Here is a 15,752-nt window from a genome sequence, read left to right as displayed (position 1 = left end):
GGAAGTCTGCTATAATAGTTATTTGTGAGCAAACCTCACTTACCCCTTGCAAAGTCTTGGGGTCATTAGACCAAAAGGAGGAAAAATCAATGGCTAAATACGAAATTCTTTATATTATTCGTCCAAACATTGAAGAAGAAGCTAAAAACGCTTTGGTAGCACGCTTTGACTCTATCTTGACTGACAATGGTGCAACTGTTGTTGAATCAAAAGACTGGGAAAAACGTCGTCTTGCATACGAAATCCAAGATTTCCGTGAAGGACTTTACCACATCGTTAACGTTGAAGCAAACGACGATGCAGCTCTTAAAGAGTTTGACCGTCTTTCAAAAATCAACGCTGACATTCTTCGTCACATGATCGTCAAACTTGACGCTTAAGAAGGTAGACTATGATTAATAACGTTGTACTGGTGGGTCGTATGACCCGTGATGCCGAGCTTCGCTATACTCCGCAGAACCAAGCGGTCGCAACATTTACTCTGGCTGTCAATCGTAACTTTAAAAATCAAAATGGCGAGCGAGAAGCGGACTTTATTAATGTTGTCATCTGGCGCCAGCAGGCAGAAAATCTTGCAAACTGGGCTAAAAAAGGAGCCCTAATCGGAATTACAGGCCGTATTCAAACGCGTAACTACGAGAATCAGCAAGGCCAGCGTGTCTATGTCACAGAAGTTGTTGCGGACAATTTCCAACTCTTGGAAAGCCGCTCTAATCGTGATGGTCAGTCATCTGGCGGTTACGGTGGGAACAGCTTCGGCGGCAGCTCTGCTCCAAGTTATGGCAGTGCGGACTCGTCTAACCAAGTACCGAACTTTTCTCGTGATGAGAGCCCATTTGGCAATTCTAACCCAATGGATATCTCAGACGACGATTTACCTTTCTAAGGACCGAATCTAACTATAATATAAAGGAGAAAACACATGGCTCAACAACGTCGTGGCGGATTCAAACGCCGTAAAAAAGTTGATTACATCGCAGCGAACAAAATTGAATATGTTGATTACAAAGATACTGAGCTTCTTAGCCGTTTCGTTTCAGAACGTGGGAAAATCCTTCCTCGTCGTGTAACAGGAACTTCAGCTAAAAACCAACGTAAAGTAACAACAGCTATCAAACGTGCTCGCGTAATGGCTTTGATGCCTTTCGTAAATGAAGACTAATTAGATTAACAGCAGGCTCTGGCTTGCTGTTTTTTTATTTTATAATTGACAAAATGTCAGTGAAGTGCTATACTGACCACAAGGAGGCAGAAACCATGCGTGATGTCAAGGAAGTAGAGGTGCGGCGGGCAGAGATTATGTCTGCAGCCTTGCAGCTCTTTGCCCAAAAGGGCTATCTAAAGACAAGAACTCAAGACATTATTGATAAGCTTGGAATTTCTCGAGGCCTGCTTTACTATCATTTTAAGGATAAGGAAGACATTCTCTATTGTCTGATTGAAAAGAACTCTGAACCCTTGCTGAGAAAGCTAGAAAAGATTAGCTATCAGCCAAATGTCGGAGCCAAGGAAAAAATCAGAGCCTTTATTGAGGCAACCCTTATCCCAGAGGAAAGCAGAACACAGGAAAATCAAGTCTTGCAGGAAACAGTCAATTTAGAAACAAATCGCTATGTTTTAGATCGCTTTTATCATAGACTCTGTGAGCGGATGATTGTTTTCTTCACTCATATCTTGGAGGAAGGACAGAAATCCGGAGATTTTCATTTAATATATCCACATGAAACGGCTTCTTTTCTCATGACTGCCTACGTCTTTGTGTCAAATGATATTAAGATGAGTAATGAAAAACCAGAGACTTTGCAGGATTATCTCACCAGCTTCCAGGCAATCCTAGAAAGAAGCTTAGGATTAGAAGAATCTATTTTTTAGAAGAATCGGCAGTTTTCTGCCTTTTATTTAGAAATAGAACTGACAAAATGTCAGTTCAAGCCTTCAATCTCTTAATCTAAATTTTAATAAATTTTACGCTAAAACTGACAAAATGTCAGTTCAAATTAAAGGAGAAATTCATGTTAAAAATAGAACATTTAACAAAAGTATATAGCAATGGTAAAAAGGCTGTGGATGATCTTAGTCTGATGGTGGAGCCTGGAGATATTTATGGCTTCATCGGCGCTAATGGAGCAGGTAAGACATCCACCATTAAGTCCATTGTGGGGATTCATGATTTTGATAAAGGAGAGATTTATATCTGCGGGCACTCTATCAGGAAGGAGCCCTTGCTTTGTAAGAAAAAGATGGCGTTTCTGCCGGATAACCCAGACCTTTATAAAAATCTGACAGCAAGGCAGTTTTTGGATTTTGTAGCAGACATTTATAGGGTTTCTATGGAAAAGAGGCAAGCAGCTATAGAAAAGCATTCTAAAATGTTTGAGCTGGATACGTCTTTGGATCAGTTGATATCGGCTTATTCACATGGAATGAAGCAACGATTGGCACTAATAGCGGCCCTCTTGCATGAGCCAGAATTGTTGATTTTAGATGAACCTTTTGTCGGTTTAGATCCGAAAGGCGCATATTATTTTAAGCAGATCATGAGAGAGCTAGCAAGTCAAGGGCATGCGATTTTCTTTTCTACTCACGTTTTAGAGGTTGCGGAAGAACTCTGCAATAAGGTAGCAATTCTGCAAAAGGGACGTTTGGTGGCTAATGGAAGGACCTCTGAAGTTAAGGGGGCATTCAGTTTGGAACAAGTATTTATGGAGTTACAGGATGATGACTAATATTCTTTTGCTTTTAAAAGTACAATTATACAGCACATTTTCGCTTAATGATTTAAGGAAAGGACGAGGGTTGGGCAAGTATTTTAAGCTTGGCCTGCTCTTCTTGCTTGTTTTGCTATTTTCAGGCTATAACCTTTTGACGGCTTTGAGTTTGGTCAAGTTGGGGCAGGCAAATTTGATTCCAGCCTATATGATTGCCTTGGTTAGTTTTATTATTTTCTTTTTCAGTCTAATGCAGTCAAATGGCATCTTGTTTGACCAAGAGGAACTTGACAGGCTCATCGTATTACCGCTCAGTATTAGGGAAATCGTCTATGAGAAATATGCTTTTCTTTATCTTTTGAACAGTGTGTTTGCCATCCTTCTCATGCTCCCAGCAGGCCTCGTTTGGTTTAGATATGGTGCGTCCTTGTTGGAGTTGCTTTTTTATCTGATTTTAATGGGATTTGTTCCTCTTTTACCTCTCTGTTTAGCCTCTTTACTTGGCTTGTGCGTTGCTTACATAGCCTCAAAGGCCCCTCATAAAAATCTAGTTGCCTTCCTTTTTTCTCTCCTCTTGCTTTTGGGGCTGGCAACAGGCAGTATGTGGGCTATGAGAGCTGGACTGTCAGCGGAAAATGTTGGTCTCTTGCTTACCAAGCAGCTGACTTCCCTCTATCCTCCGGCAAGCTTGTTTTTTAACCCTCAGCATTTTTGGTGGGCAAGTCTTCTGTTGATGTTTATATCGTTTGCGCTGACAGGACTTTTTCTAAGGTATTTAAGTAGAAATTATTTAAAAATGAATCAGATGATAACAGGGGTGAAGTCAGAAAGCAAAGTCTATAGAAGCTGGCAGAAGTCTCCCTTTATGGCTCTTTATAGGAGAGAATTTGCGAATTTTGTGAGTTCCTATCTTTATATGCTCAATAGTGGACTGGGAACTATTTTAATCATCGTTTTAGCCATCTCACTTTGTTTTATGAGCCCTGATGTCCTCTTTTCTTCGATTGGACTCAGAGATAGCCGAGAATTTTTACCCCTATTACTGGCTGGCTGTCTCAGTATTTCCAATCCTGCAGCTGTCAGTATTTCCTTGGAGGGGGAAGAGATTTGGCTGCTTCAGACACTCCCGGTTTCTATGAGGCATATAATGATGGCAAAGCTAGCCTTGACGGTGTCCTTACACTGCACAGCCTTGCTGCTGGGCTTGCCTGTTCTGGTTTGGCGTTTCTCGCTAGGAGGCTTGCAAGTAGTGGATTTGGTCCTTGTTTCACTGGCTTATTCTCTATTTACAGCTCTTCAGGGACTTGTGGTCAATTTTCATTATCCTAAGTTCATCTGGGACAATGAAATGATTGTTATTAAGCAAAGTTTTTCGACTATCTTGTCTGGAGGAATTGGCATCTTGGTTCTTGTGTTCCCTCTTTGCTTATCCTTACTATTTGGTATGGACTTGGAGATTTCGCTGCGAATCTCAGCTCTTGAACTTTTGCTTTTGACAGTCGTCCTTTATAGGCATTTAATAAAACAAGGATATTTTAAGGAGGTCCATGGCTAATGAAAAAGAAAGATTTATTCGTTTTGTTTTTCTTAGCAGTAATCATATTTTTGATTATCTGCCTGCTGCCAGAGCAAGTGCCCATTCATTTTAACAGCGCAGGAAAGGCGGACATTGTTGTCAATCGCTTTTGCTTGATTCTCAGTTTGCCCATTCCCTACTCTCTTTATTGGAAATATTTCCGAAGCAAATCAAAAAGAGGTCACTGACCTCTTTTTGTGTGATATTAATATCTCGTCGGTCCCATAGTCGCGCTCTTGATGTTGAAGCGTTTTTTGAGATAGAAACGAAGGGCTAGGGTAATAGCACCGACAATAGCAACTACGATATTGGACAGGCGGGGGTTTAGGAATTCAGGTAGGAGACTAGTCAGGACGATGGACATGCTCCAGAGGAGAATAGCCGCTGCCATGGTAAGGATGGACTTGAGCAGCTTAGGGCGCTGACTGCGGTCCTTATCTGGTCCGTAGAAACGGTAGATAAAGTGGTAGAGAGCATAGAAAGAAAGGCCACCGACGATGCTTCCGAGTACGAGAGTCGTCAGTCCATAGACAGATGGCTGAGAGGAAGCTAGATTGACGATTGAGGTCAGGAGGGTAAAGAAACCAAAGATAAAGAGGACAGAGTCCAGCATCATCCATTTAGGATCGTCATTTTCCTTTGGATGCTCGGCATCATAGCGCTCTTTTGCGGTCATAGAAGCTGCCCAAGTAGTTGGGGCTCCGTAGAGGCCGCGGGCAGTGATTCCCTTGGTTTGATTTTCCAAGATTTCCGGCAGAATGCCTTCTAAGATAGTCTGGATTTCCTGATCGGATTTGCCGTCTTGTAAGAGCTGGTTAGTCGCGATATGGATAAATTCTTTGTTTTTTTTGCTGAGTTTGTCGAGGGATACTTGTGACATAGGCGTTCTTTCTAAAGGTTAAAATAGTTTTTTGTGCATGAGATAGGCCATGACCGAAGCACTCATGGCAAAGGCGATGAACATGATAATCCAGAAAGCATGTGGTTCGCCGTTGAGAGGCAGTTCGTTATTTTTGAAGTTCATCCCATAGGCCGAGAAAATCATGGTCGGGATAGACATAACAATGGTCACCAGAGCCAAGGCTTTCATGATATTGTTCTGGTTATTAGAAATGATAGAGGCGAAGGTCTCTGTCATACTGTGGAGGATGTTGCCGTAGATATCAGCCATCTCAATGGCCTGCTGGGTCTCAATCAAGGTGTCTTCCAGCAAGTCCTCGTCTTCCAGGTATTTCTTGATATTGCTGGTGGAGCTTGTCAGCTTCTTAATCACACGCTCATTTGTTTTGAGAGAGGCCTTGAAATAGACGATGGTCTTTTCCAACTCCATGAGCTCAATCAGTTCTTCATTTCGCGTGGACTTGTGCAGTTGACTTTCAATCTGCTCACTCTTGCGGTCAATGGAGCGCAGGGCTGTCAGATACAGCTCGGCATTGTGGTAGAGAATCTGAAAGATGAAACGTGACTTCATAAAAGTATAGAAGTTGCGCAGGCGCCTGTGAATGAAGATGTCCAGCAGAGGTAATTTTTCCAAACAAGTGGTAATAATAGCCTCTTCCGTGATGATAATGCCAAGGGGGATCGTGACATAGTAAGTCTGGTTATTCCGCTCCTCAGTGATGGGCACGTCAACGATGATCAGTGTATACTCATCCTCGATCGTAAGTCGGGACATTTCTTCTGCATCGAGCGGTGCTCGCAGGTCTGCGATGTCAATACCAAAGGCGTTGGCGATTTCGATTGATTCACTCTGGGAAGGGTTGACAAGATTGATCCAAGTGCCTGATTCGAGCGAATCAATCTCTTTGAATTCTGTCGTAGTTGATAAAAAGACTTGCTTCATAATCATTTTCCTTTCCAGAGTTTTTTTGCATACCGTACTATTATACTACAAATTCGGGTTTTTGGGGCAAAAGTTTGCAGAAAAATTTGTTATAATGGAGAAGGTTTATAAGTGAAACGAGGTCAAGATGCAAGATAAAATTGTGATTCATGGAGCGCGAGCTCATAATTTAAAAAATATTGATGTAGAAATTCCCAGAGACAAGCTGGTCGTGGTGACGGGGCTGTCCGGTTCGGGCAAGTCCAGTCTGGCTTTTGACACCCTTTATGCAGAAGGGCAGCGCCGCTATGTGGAGAGTCTGTCGGCCTATGCCCGGCAGTTTTTGGGCAATATGGAAAAGCCGGATGTGGACTCGATTGATGGTCTCAGCCCGGCTATTTCCATCGACCAGAAGACGACTAGCAAAAATCCCCGCTCAACAGTGGGAACAGCTACCGAAATCAATGACTACCTGCGTCTGCTCTATGCTCGTGTTGGGACGCCATACTGTATCAACGGTCATGGAGCTATTACGGCTTCGTCTGTCGAGCAGATTGTTGACAAGGTCTTGGAATTGCCAGAGCGTCAGCGGTTGCAGATTTTAGCGCCGGTCATTCGCAAGAAAAAGGGTCAGCATAAGACCGTTTTTGATAAGATTCAGAAGGACGGTTATGTCCGTGTGCGGGTGGATGGAGATATTTACGATGTGACGGAAGTGCCAGAGCTGTCAAAGAGCAAGCAACATGATATTGAGGTCGTAGTAGACAGAATTGTCATCAAGGAAGGGGTGCGTAGCCGTCTCTTTGACTCGGTCGAAGCTGCTCTGCGGATTGCTGAGGGCTATGTGGTGATTGACACTATGGATGGTCAAGAGCTACTCTTTTCTGAACACTATGCCTGCCCTGTTTGTGGCTTTACAGTGCCAGAGCTAGAGCCACGTCTCTTCTCTTTCAATGCGCCTTTTGGCTCCTGTCCGGACTGTGATGGTCTGGGGGTTAAGCTGGAGGTGGATCTAGATGTGGTTGTGCCAGAAGCTGGCAAGACCTTACGCGAAGGAGCACTAGCACCTTGGAATCCCATATCCTCCAACTACTATCCGCAGATGCTAGAGCAGGCCATGGCTGCCTTTGGCATTGATATGGACAAGCCTTTTGAGGAACTGACGGAGGAAGAAAAACAGCTGATTTTCTTTGGATCAGATGGGCGGGAGTTCCATTTCCACTATGAAAATGAATTTGGTGGTGTGCGCGATATTGACATTCCTTTTGAGGGGGTTGTCACCAATATCAACCGTCGCTACCATGAGACCAATAGTGATTTTACTCGGACACAGATGCGGGCTTATATGAATGAGCTGACTTGTGCGGCTTGTCATGGTTATCGACTCAGCCCTCAGGCCTTGTCTGTCAAGGTTGGCTGCGAAGACGGCTTGCATATCGGTGAGATTTCAGACTTGTCCATTGCAGATCATCTGGTCCAGTTGGACAAGCTTAGCTTGACTGACAATGAAGCTACTATTGCTCGGCCTATTCTCAAAGAAATTCATGACCGTTTGACCTTCCTTAATAATGTTGGTCTTAATTACCTGACTTTGTCTCGATCGGCTGGGACTCTATCAGGAGGCGAGAGCCAGCGGATTCGTCTGGCGACCCAGATTGGTTCTAACTTGAGTGGCGTCCTCTATATCCTGGACGAGCCCTCTATCGGCTTGCACCAGCGTGACAATGACCGCCTAATTGCCAGCCTCAAGAAGATGCGTGACCTGGGCAATACCCTCATCGTGGTTGAACACGACGAGGACACCATGCGGGAGGCTGACTGGCTGATTGATGTGGGACCAGGAGCCGGTGTTTTCGGTGGTGAAATCGTCGCAGCTGGTACTCCTGCGCAAGTAGCTAAGAGCAAGAAATCCATCACAGGCCAATACCTGTCAGGTAAGCGCGAAATCCCAGTACCATTGGAACGCCGTGTAGGCAATGGTCGCTTTATCGAAGTGACTGGTGCTCAGGAAAATAACTTGCAGAATATTACGGCTAGATTCCCCTTGGGCAAATTCATCGCTGTGACGGGAGTTTCTGGATCCGGTAAGTCAACGCTGGTCAATTCTATTCTCAAAAAAGCCATCGCCCAAAAACTCAACCGCAATTCTGCCAAGCCAGGTAAGTTTAAGAAAATCAGCGGTATTGAGCATGTGGACAGACTGATTGATATCGACCAAAGTCCGATTGGCCGGACACCGCGCTCTAATCCCGCTACCTATACTGGAGTTTTTGACGATATTCGCGATCTGTTTGCCAAGACCAATGAAGCCAAGATTCGCGGCTACAAGAAGGGCCGTTTCAGCTTTAACGTCAAGGGAGGCCGCTGTGAGGCCTGCTCGGGTGATGGGATTATCAAGATTGAGATGCACTTCCTGCCTGACGTCTATGTGGCCTGTGAGGTCTGCCACGGCACCCGTTATAATAGCGAGACTCTAGAGGTTCACTACAAGGAGAAGAATATCGCTCAGGTTCTGGACATGACGGTCAATGATGCGGTAGAGTTCTTCCAGCATATTCCCAAGATTGCCCGCAAACTTCAGACTATCAAGGATGTGGGACTAGGCTATGTGACTCTAGGGCAGCCAGCCACAACCTTGTCAGGTGGTGAAGCCCAGCGGATGAAGCTGGCCAGCGAACTTCATAAGCGCTCGACTGGTAAGTCCTTCTATATCTTGGATGAGCCGACCACGGGTCTGCATTCTGAAGACATTGCCAAGCTCCTTCAAGTGCTATCACGATTTGTGGACGATGGCAATACGGTACTCGTTATCGAGCACAATCTGGATGTTATCAAGACGGCTGACCATATTATCGACTTAGGACCAGAAGGCGGTGTTGGTGGCGGTACGATTATTGCGACGGGTACACCGGAAGAAGTCGCTGCTAATCCAGCTAGCTATACCGGCCAGTACTTGAAAGGCAAGCTGCATGTGAAATAATACATCAAATCCCTGTTTGATATTAAAAACAGGGATTTTTCGTGTCGGAGAATGCTCGTCAGATTTAAGTCTTAGGCAAGGCTTATTAAAAAATGTCCTATTTGACTGGTTTTTTGATATAATAAGCTTAGTTATTTCACGGAGGTGCCTCATGTTATCAAGAGTTGAGAAGTTTGAAGCAGCATTGGCTCAGACAGAATGCGATGCTGTTTTAGTAACCAATCTGAAAAATGTTTACTATCTGACTGGCTTCAGCGGGACAGAAGCGACAGTTTTTATCAGCAAGAATCGTCGGATTTTCCTGACGGATGCGCGCTATACACTGATTGCCAAGGGAGTAGTCCAAGGTTTTGATATTGTCGAAACCCGCGACGCGATTAGAGAGATTGTCAAGATTATTGCGGATGACAAGCTGCAAAAAATCGGTTTTGACGATGAAATTTCCTATGCCTACTTCAAAATGCTGGAAAGTGTCTTCTCTGCCTACGAGCTGGTTCCTATGACGGGCTTTATTGAAAATCTGCGCATGATTAAAGATGAGCAAGAAATCGCGACTATTCGCAAGGCCTGTCAGATTTCGGACCAAGCCTTCCTGGATGTACTGGATTTTATCAAGCCTGGTGAGACGACTGAGCTGGCTGTTATGAACTTTTTAGATGCCCGTATGCGCCAGCTAGGTGCTTCAGGTGCCTCTTTTGACTTCATCATCGCTTCGGGTTACCGCTCTGCTATGCCGCATGGTGTGGCTAGTGACAAGGTCATTCAAAAAGGGGAAACCCTGACCATGGACTTTGGCTGCTACTACAATCACTATGTCAGTGATATGACGCGGACTGTTCATGTGGGGCAGGTGACGGATGAGGAGCGGGAGATTTATGATATTGTCCTGCGCAGCAATCAAGCCCTGATAAAAGCAGCCAAGGCTGGGCTTAGCCGAATTGATTTTGACCGGATTCCGCGCCAGATTATTAACGATGCTGGTTACGGTCCTTACTTTAGCCATGGGATTGGCCACGGTATCGGTCTAGACATCCATGAGATTCCTTACTTTGGCAAGTCAGAAAAGCCGATTGAGGCGGGCATGGTCCTGACTGATGAGCCGGGTATTTATCTGGACGGCAAATACGGCGTCCGCATCGAAGACGATCTCCTCATCACAGAAACAGGCTGCGAAGTCCTAACTCTTGCGCCGAAAGAGTTGATTGTTATTTGAGAATTATCAGGCTTTATGATAGAATAAGTAGAAATATAATTTTAAAAAGAGGTAATATAGAATGATTGAAGCAAGTAAGCTGAAAGCTGGAATGACCTTCGAAACAGCTGATGGAAAACTCATCCGCGTTTTGGAAGCGAGCCACCACAAGCCAGGTAAGGGAAATACGATTATGCGGATGAAACTGCGCGATGTTCGTACTGGCTCTACCTTCGATACCAGCTACCGTCCAGAAGAAAAATTTGAACAAGCCATTATTGAAACTGTTCCAGCTCAATACTTGTACAAAATGGATGACACTGCTTATTTCATGAATACTGAGACTTACGATCAATATGAAATTCCAGTAGTCAATGTAGAAGAAGAATTGAAATTCATCCTTGAAAACTCTGATGTGAAAATCCAGTTCTACGGAACAGAAGTGATTGGTGTGACAGTACCAACAACAGTTGAATTGGTCGTGACAGATACTCAGCCTTCTATCAAGGGAGCTACTGTTACCGGATCTGGTAAGCCAGCGACACTAGAGACAGGTCTTGTTGTTAACGTACCAGACTTCATCGAAGTTGGACAAAAATTAATCATCAACACTGCAGAAGGAACTTACGTTTCTCGTGCATAATATAGAAGAGGTAATAACTATGGCAGCTGAACAATTAGGTGAAATCGTCATTGCGCCACGTGTTTTGGAAAAAATCATTGCCATTGCAACGGCAAAGGTAGAAGGTGTTTATTCCTTCGCAAATAAGAGTATGTCAGACAGTCTTTCTATGCGCTCACTCGGTCGTGGAGTATCGCTCCATACAGATGAGACAGGTGATGTGACTGTAGACATCTATCTGTATTTGGAATACGGTGTCAGCGTTCCGACTGTTGCAGTAGCAATCCAGAAGGCTGTAAAAAGCGCCGTTTTTGATATGGCTGAGGTAGAGCTGTCTGCGGTCAATATCCATGTGGCAGGCATTGTTCCAGAAAAAGCACCGAAGCCAGACTTGAAAGATCTATTTGATGAGGACTTCCTCAATGACTGATATACTGTTGGAATCCAGAAGAGGTCTGCGCCAGCGGGCTTTTCAGGCCCTGATGAGCCTAGAGTATGAAGGGGATCTTGTGGAGGCATGCAGATTTGCCTATTCGTATGATAAGGAGGAAGAGGCAGACAAAGCGGCGGAAGCTGATATTCCAGCCTTCTTGCTCAATCTGGTCTCTGGTGTGGTCCAGTCCAAGGACGACTTGGACAAGAAAATTGCCCAGCACCTCAAAAAGGGCTGGACTGTGGATCGTCTGACGTTAGTCGAAAAAAACATCCTGCGTCTGGGTATCTTTGAGATTACAGAGTTTGACACCCCACAGCTGGTAGCAGTCAACGAAGCCATTGAGCTTTCCAAGCAATTCTCTGACGAAAAGTCCAGTAAGTTCATTAATGGGATTTTGAGTCAATTTATCGTTGAATAATAATGAAGGTCAAGACAAGTGTCTTGGCTTTTTTGTTTGCCAATTGTTGTTTGAATCGCAAATAGTTTATCGAATCATCAAAATCCGCCCAGAGAGCATGAGGTATCTGAGTGAGAAAAACTCTTCTTGAAAGCCTTTACAACTTGAAAAAGAATCGGTATAATAAATACAGAAAACGTTTGCATAGATGTTCTCTATAAGAAAAAATAAAGGAGTTTTCTGTTTATGAAAAATAACTATCACCTACAGTCTCGGATGGGCGAAAAGCGTCATTATTTCGGCATCCGTCGCTTAAAAGTAGGAGTAGCCTCTGTTGTCATTGCCTCAGGATTCCTATTGGGAAACGCCCAATTAGTCCGAGCGGATGAGGCGAGCACAGCTACCAGCCCAGCAACAGAAGCAGTCTCTGATGCAAATGTGGCAGCCCTACCTAAGTCAGCAGATGAAGAAAAAACTGGAGAGGCAGATAGTTCAGGAGCGGGAGCTTCAGAGCAGGCTGCTCCAACTGGTGTGCTAGCCGATCAAGCTCCAGCTGGTGCAGGTTCAGAAGCAGCTGGTCAAGAAACTGCGAATCCAAGTGAAAAAGACAAGCAAGAACCAGTTAGTCAGCCGCAGGCTTCGGCGAAAGATGCTATCGAAGAAGGCAATATTCGCTTTCATTTCAAAACCTTGCCTTCACAAAATCTAGACAGTTTGGGCTTGTGGACTTGGGATGATGTTGAGACGCCTTCTAGCCAAAAGGGTGGTTGGCCGACTGGAGCGACTAGTTTTGCGACTGCTAAAGAAGATGACTACGGCTATTATCTTGATGTCAAGATGGCCGAAAAACGAAGCAAAATCAGCCTTTTAATCAATAATACAGCTGGGCAAAATATTACAGGTGATAAGACAGTTGAACTGCTCAGCCCGCAGATGAATGAGGTTTGGTTTGACACAGACTATCAACCTCATACTTATGAGCCTTTGAAAAAAGGGATGGTTCGAATCAACTACTATCGTACAGATGGCCAGTATGATAAGAAGTCACTCTGGCTCTGGGGAGATGTCCAAAATCCAAGCAAGAATTGGCCTGATGGAGTGGATTTTGAAAATACTGGGAAATATGGTCGCTATGTAGATGTTCCCTTGAAAGATGCTGCTAAGATGATTGGCTTTTTGCTTCTAGACGAAAGTAAATCAGGAGATGATGTGAAGATTCAAAATCAGGATTATAATTTCGCTAATTTGGAGAAAAACAGCCAAATTTTCTTGCGTGATGCGGATCCGACAGTTTATACCAACCCTTACTTTGTCAACGATATTCGTATGACAGGAGCCCAGCATGTAGGATTGACCGAGATTGAAGCCAGCTTTTCTACCTTAGAAAACGCTAAAAAAGAGGATATTTTAAAGAATTTAAAGATTACAGACAAAGATGGCAATGACGTCGTTGTTAAAGATGTAGTTCTGGATCCTAAGACTAAAAGCGCCAAATTCATCGGTGATTTTAACCAAGCTCAGTCACCTTACCTTATCAAATATGGCAATGATCAATTCAAAACCAGCATGAACTGGCAGCTGAAGGATAGTATCTACAAGTATGATGGTGATTTGGGAGCACGTGTTTCTCAAGCGGGCAAACAAGTGGACCTAACCTTCTGGTCACCAAGTGCGGACCAAGTTGATTTGGTGGTCTATGACAAAGAAGATCAGAACAAGGTTATTGGACGCTTGGCTATGCAGAAAGGGGAGTCTGGCACATGGACCAGCAGCTTAACGCCTGAGAGCGGCCTGGGGATTTCTGACTATCGTGGCTATTTCTATCATTATGAAATTACTCGCGGCGGCAAAAAGTTTCTTGTGCTGGATCCTTATGCCAAGTCTTTAGCAGCTTGGAACAGTGAAGATGCGGACAAGGGGGATGCCTACAAGATTGCTAAGGCAGCCTTTGTAGATCCAAGTGAATATGGACCGAAAGACCTGACCTATGCTACAATTCCGAACTTCAAGAAGCGGGAAGATGCCTTGATTTATGAGGCGCACGTTCGTGACTTTACCTCTGATCCAGCTATTTCAAAGGATTTGAAATCTCAATTTGGAACCTTCTCAGCTTTCATTGAGAAATTGGATTATTTGAAAGACTTAGGAGTGACCCACGTTCAGCTCTTGCCAGTTCTAAGTTATTACTTTGTAAATGAGCTGAAAAATGCTGAGCGCATGGACAAGTACGCTTCTAGCAACAGCAACTACAACTGGGGCTATGACCCGCAAAACTATTTTTCGCTGACAGGTATGTACTCCAGCGCGCCGACAGATCCAGCCAAGCGCATTGAGGAATTCAAAAACCTTGTCAACGAAATTCATAAGCGTGGCATGGGCGTTATCATGGATGTGGTCTATAATCATACGGCTAAGACCTCAATCTTTGAAGATTTGGAACCAAATTACTATCACTTTATGGATGCGGATGGCACACCGAGAACCAGCTTTGGTGGCGGCCGCTTGGGTACTACTCACTATATGAGCAGACGGGTCTTGGTGGATTCGATCAAGTACCTGACAGAACAGTACAAGGTAGATGGCTTCCGCTTTGATATGATGGGGGACCACGATGCTGAGTCCATCCAAAAAGCCTTTGAGGAAGCCAAGAAGCTCAACCCAAATCTCATTATGCTGGGTGAGGGCTGGAAGACCTATACAGGTGATGAAAATAAAGCTGTTCAGCCTGCTGACCAGTCTTGGATGAAGTCAACAGACACGGTAGCAGTCTTCTCAGATGATATTCGCAATACCTTGAAATCAGGTTATCCAAATGAGGGAACACCAGCCTTTATCACCGGTGGCAAACGCAGTGTAGAAAATGTCTTTAAAAACATCAAGGCGCAACCAACCAATTTTGAGGCGGATAGTCCAGGGGATGTGATTCAATACATCGCAGCCCATGATAATCTGACGCTCTTTGATATTATTGCCCAGTCAATCAAGAAAGATCCGGCAGTGGCAGCCAACTATCAGGAGATTCATCGCCGCCTACGTTTGGGAAATCTGATGATTCTGACTTCGCAAGGGACACCATTTATCCACTCTGGTCAAGAGTACGGCCGGACCAAGCAATTCCGCGATCCTGCCTATAAATATCCTGTCTCCGAAGACAAGGTTCCAAACAAAGCGCATTTGTTGACCAATGAAGACGGCACGCCGTTTGACTATCCGTACTTCATTCATGATTCTTATGATTCGAGCGACGCGGTCAATCATTTTGACTGGACCAAGGCGACTGATTCGGAAAAGTTCCCTGAAAATGCCAAGAGTCGTGCCTATATGAAAGGCTTGATTGCCTTGCGGAAATCAACGGATGCCTTTACCCGCAGCTCCAAAGATGAAGTGGAGCAAAATGTGACCCTCATCACCCAGCCTGGCAAGGATGGTATTGAGAAAGAGGACCTTGTTCTCGGCTACCAAGTGGTTGCGTCGAATGGCGATATTTATGCTATCTTTGTCAATGCAGACACCAAGGAACGACAATTCAACTTTGGTGAAGCCTACAAGCATCTGGCAGGTGCAGAAGTTGTGGCAGATGGCAATACCGCAGGAGTGACAGCCATTTCTGATCCAGCAGGTGTCACCAGAAACGGCAATGGTTTAGCCTTAGCTCCGCTGACAGCGACTATTTTGCGACTTCGAAAAGCAAACCCAGCTCAGGAAGAAAAATCCCAAGCTCCAGCAGCTCAAGAAGAGAAGTTGTCTGCCGCTTCTGTAGCCAAAGCTCAGCCTCAGGCTTTATCCTTGGATACGCAAAAACCTCAGGCTTCAGCAGTAAAAGAAGCGGCTAGCCAAACAGAAAAAGCCTTGCCAAAAACCGGAACAAGCACTTCCCTGCTGGCACTTTTAGGTGGCTTCCTTGCTTTTCTAGCCGGTCTGTTAAGCTTTAGAAAGAAAGAGTAGTAATTTGATTAATGCCCTGTGAGAAATTTTTAGACTATGGCTAATAAAGACGACTTCCAATAATGGAGGTCGTC

General features: G+C 44.6%; 15 protein-coding genes. 13 read left to right on the top strand and 2 right to left on the bottom strand.

Translation table 11 applies throughout. From position 1 onward, the window contains the following. Positions 1-89: 89 nt before the first annotated feature. The 7 genes from rpsF to DQM55_RS09460 all read left to right on the top strand — a co-directional run bounded on the left by rpsF (position 90) and on the right by DQM55_RS09460 (position 4,472). Positions 90-380: a 30S ribosomal protein S6 gene (gene rpsF, locus DQM55_RS09490; RefSeq protein ID WP_002896497.1), complete on the top strand. Its 291-nt coding sequence runs from the start codon at positions 90-92 to the stop codon at positions 378-380. Positions 381-391: 11 nt separating this feature from the next. After that, positions 392-886, top strand: a complete 495-nt coding sequence (locus DQM55_RS09485; protein ID WP_111676436.1) for a single-stranded DNA-binding protein — start codon at positions 392-394, stop codon at positions 884-886. A 36-nt stretch (positions 887-922) separates the two neighbouring features. Further along, a complete protein-coding gene (gene rpsR / locus DQM55_RS09480) occupies positions 923-1,162 on the top strand; it encodes a 30S ribosomal protein S18 (RefSeq protein WP_000068664.1) in 240 nt (79 codons plus the stop codon). 53 nt (positions 1,163-1,215) lie between these two features. Further along, entirely contained in the window at positions 1,216-1,872 is a 657-nt protein-coding gene (locus DQM55_RS09475) for a TetR/AcrR family transcriptional regulator (RefSeq protein WP_172454763.1), read from the top strand. Positions 1,873-2,012: 140 nt separating this feature from the next. After that, positions 2,013-2,726, top strand: coding sequence for an ABC transporter ATP-binding protein (locus tag DQM55_RS09470; RefSeq protein ID WP_111676432.1), 714 nt, complete (start codon positions 2,013-2,015; stop codon positions 2,724-2,726). Further along, positions 2,653-4,263, top strand: coding sequence for an ABC transporter permease (locus tag DQM55_RS09465; protein ID WP_111676430.1), 1,611 nt, complete (start codon positions 2,653-2,655; stop codon positions 4,261-4,263). Before DQM55_RS09470 ends, DQM55_RS09465 begins: the two co-directional genes overlap by 74 nt. Beyond that, complete coding sequence (locus DQM55_RS09460) at positions 4,263-4,472, top strand: DUF1648 domain-containing protein (RefSeq protein ID WP_002898286.1); 210 nt, start codon at positions 4,263-4,265, stop codon at positions 4,470-4,472. The genes DQM55_RS09465 and DQM55_RS09460 overlap by 1 nt, the downstream gene beginning before the upstream one ends. Positions 4,473-4,489: 17 nt before the next feature. Here the strand turns inward: DQM55_RS09460 and DQM55_RS09455 are convergent, their stop codons facing one another. After that, positions 4,490-5,164 (bottom strand): DUF1129 domain-containing protein, encoded by a 675-nt coding sequence (locus DQM55_RS09455; protein WP_101771750.1) that lies wholly within the window; start codon positions 5,162-5,164, stop codon positions 4,490-4,492. A gap of 18 nt (positions 5,165-5,182) precedes the next feature. Continuing rightward, positions 5,183-6,127, bottom strand: coding sequence for a magnesium transporter CorA family protein (locus tag DQM55_RS09450; protein WP_032912532.1), 945 nt, complete (start codon positions 6,125-6,127; stop codon positions 5,183-5,185). 127 nt (positions 6,128-6,254) lie between these two features. Between DQM55_RS09450 and uvrA the strand changes: the two genes are divergently transcribed. From uvrA to DQM55_RS09420, 6 genes are all read left to right on the top strand, one after another. Next, positions 6,255-9,086, top strand: a complete 2,832-nt coding sequence (gene uvrA / locus DQM55_RS09445) for an excinuclease ABC subunit UvrA (RefSeq protein WP_111676428.1) — start codon at positions 6,255-6,257, stop codon at positions 9,084-9,086. A gap of 151 nt (positions 9,087-9,237) precedes the next feature. After that, entirely contained in the window at positions 9,238-10,299 is a 1,062-nt protein-coding gene (locus DQM55_RS09440; RefSeq protein ID WP_111676426.1) for a M24 family metallopeptidase, read from the top strand. Between the two features lie 61 nt (positions 10,300-10,360). Continuing rightward, positions 10,361-10,921 (top strand): elongation factor P, encoded by a 561-nt coding sequence (gene efp / locus DQM55_RS09435; RefSeq protein ID WP_002910568.1) that lies wholly within the window; start codon positions 10,361-10,363, stop codon positions 10,919-10,921. A gap of 19 nt (positions 10,922-10,940) precedes the next feature. Continuing rightward, positions 10,941-11,330 (top strand): Asp23/Gls24 family envelope stress response protein, encoded by a 390-nt coding sequence (locus tag DQM55_RS09430; RefSeq protein ID WP_002896484.1) that lies wholly within the window; start codon positions 10,941-10,943, stop codon positions 11,328-11,330. Then, positions 11,323-11,754 carry a transcription antitermination factor NusB gene (nusB, locus tag DQM55_RS09425; RefSeq protein ID WP_172454762.1) on the top strand — a complete coding sequence of 144 codons (432 nt, stop codon included), beginning with the start codon at positions 11,323-11,325 and terminating at the stop codon, positions 11,752-11,754. The genes DQM55_RS09430 and nusB overlap by 8 nt, the downstream gene beginning before the upstream one ends. Positions 11,755-11,979: 225 nt before the next feature. Then, the gene (locus DQM55_RS09420; protein ID WP_111676422.1) at positions 11,980-15,678 is read left to right on the top strand and encodes a pullulanase; all 3,699 of its coding nucleotides are present in this window, start codon (positions 11,980-11,982) and stop codon (positions 15,676-15,678) included. The last annotated feature ends 74 nt before the right edge of the window (positions 15,679-15,752 follow it).

The organism is Streptococcus sanguinis, assembly GCF_900475275.1.
In the GTDB taxonomy this organism is placed as follows: Bacteria; Bacillota; Bacilli; order Lactobacillales; family Streptococcaceae; genus Streptococcus; species Streptococcus sanguinis_N.
Note: the sequence above shows the minus strand (reverse complement) of the source record. Positions and strands in the feature narration are given on the sequence as shown.